This window comes from Pseudomonas sp. TNT2022 ID1044 (genome assembly GCF_028656895.1).
Lineage (GTDB): Bacteria > Pseudomonadota > Gammaproteobacteria > Pseudomonadales > Pseudomonadaceae > Aquipseudomonas > Aquipseudomonas reinekei.
The window spans coordinates 1-1860 of sequence record NZ_JAMDHB010000049.1 but is presented as its reverse complement, the minus strand read 5'-3'; the positions used below and the strand labels follow the sequence as shown (position 1 = coordinate 1860).

At 63.3% G+C, this 1860-nt stretch carries 1 protein-coding gene and 1 pseudogene; both read right to left on the bottom strand.

From position 1 onward, the window contains the following. On the bottom strand, positions 1-494 hold a 494-nt coding region (locus M5G20_RS30030; RefSeq protein WP_273922118.1), incomplete at its 3' end, for an NAD(P)-binding domain-containing protein. Positions 495-504: 10 nt separating this feature from the next. After that, a pseudogene (locus M5G20_RS30025) lies at positions 505-1860 on the bottom strand (CoA-acylating methylmalonate-semialdehyde dehydrogenase); the annotation flags it as partial.

The window sequence follows — 1860 nt, the reverse complement described above, 5'->3', positions numbered from 1 at the left end:
GTGCCGACCTCACCACAATGGACGATGTTGCGGCCCATCTGCGCGAGTACCGGTTGCAGGGTGGCGAACAGCTCAGCCGTGGCACCGACCATAAAGGTCAGCGTCCCTGCCGCCGCACCGCCGGTGCCGCCGGAAACCGGCGCGTCGGCCATGGCCACGCCTTGCCTGGCAGCCGCGGCGGCCACGTCTCGTGCGGTCTGCGGATCGATGGTGCTGCAATCCACGGCCGGCACACCTTTGCCGATCCCGGCCAGCACCCCGTCTTCACCCAGCCACACGCTGCGTACATGCACAGCCGCCGGCAGCATGGTGATTACCAGCTCTGCCCCGTCAGCCGCTTCGCGGGCCGAGGCACTGATGCTGCCGCCCAGTTGCTCCAGTTCTGCCAGAACGGTTTTATTCAGGTCAACCAGGCGCAGCGCGTGGCCGGCCTTGATCAGGTTACGCGCCATCGGCGCGCCCATGTTGCCGAGACCGATAAAAGCGATTTTCATGTCCGGCTCCTCAACGCAAATTGATCGTGGTGTTCACACCGTCGTTGACGCTGTCGTCATCGAACCAGCGACTGGTGACAGTCTTGGTCTGAGTGTAGAACTGCACCACTTGCTTGCCATACGGGCCGAGGTCGCCGAGCTTGGAACCGCGCGAACCGGTAAAGCTGAAGAACGGCACCGGCACCGGAATCGGGATGTTGATACCGACCTGGCCGACGTCGATTTCAGTCTGGAATTTACGCGCCGCCGCGCCACTCTGGGTGAACAGTCCCGTGCCGTTGCCGAACGGGTTGGCGTTGACCAGCGCAATGGCCTCATCGAGGGTGTTCACTTCCAGCACCACCAGCACCGGGCCGAAGATTTCCTGGGTGTAGATCTGCATGTCGGTGGTCACGCCGGAGAACAGGGTCGGGCCGACAAAATTGCCCTTCTCGTAACCCGCCACCGTGATCTCACGACCGTCCAGCTCCAGCTTCGCGCCTTCCTTGATGCCGCTCTCGATCAGGTCGAGAATCCGCGCCTTGGCTTTTTTCGAAATCACCGGACCGACGTCGGTGCCCGGCTCGCTGCCGGCATTGACCTTGAGCTTCTGCGCCAGCGCCTTGAGGTCTGGCAGCCATTGTTTGGCGGCGCCCACCAGCACCACCACCGAGGTGGCCATGCAGCGTTGACCGGCAGCACCGAAACCGGCGCCCACCAGCGCATTCAGCGCTTGTTCGCGATTGGCGTCCGGCAGCACCACGGCGTGGTTCTTGGCCCCCATCATCGATTGCACACGCTTGCCGTGTTTACCGGCCAGGTCGTAAACGTGAGTACCGACCGCGGTCGATCCGACGAAGGAAACGGCCTTGATGTCTTTGTGGGTGCAGAGCGCATCCACCACGTCCTTGCCGCCATGCACCACGTTGAGCACGCCCGCCGGAACCCCGGCTTCGATCGCCAGCTCCACCAGCAGCATGGTCGACATTGGGTCCTGCCCGCCCCGGCGGAATCATCGCGGGGAAGTTGAACGGGGTGACCCCCGCACACACGCCGATGGGTTGACGCAGCGTGTAGGTATCGACGCCACCCGCCACGTTTTCAGCGAACTCGCCCATTTGCAGGCTGCCAATGGAGCAGGCGTGCTCGACCACTTCCAGGCCACGGAAAATATCGCCTTCCGCGTCGGCAATGGTTTTGCCCTGCTCGGCGCTCAGCACCACGGCGATGCGCTTGGAGTGCTCGCGAATCAATGCCTGGAGTTTGAGCATGATGCGCATCCGCGCACCGATCGGCGTCAGCTTCCAAGTCTGAAAGGCACGCTGGGCGGCGCCGATGGCAGCATCGACTTCTTCAGCGGTGGCAAACGGCACCTTGGCCAGGACTT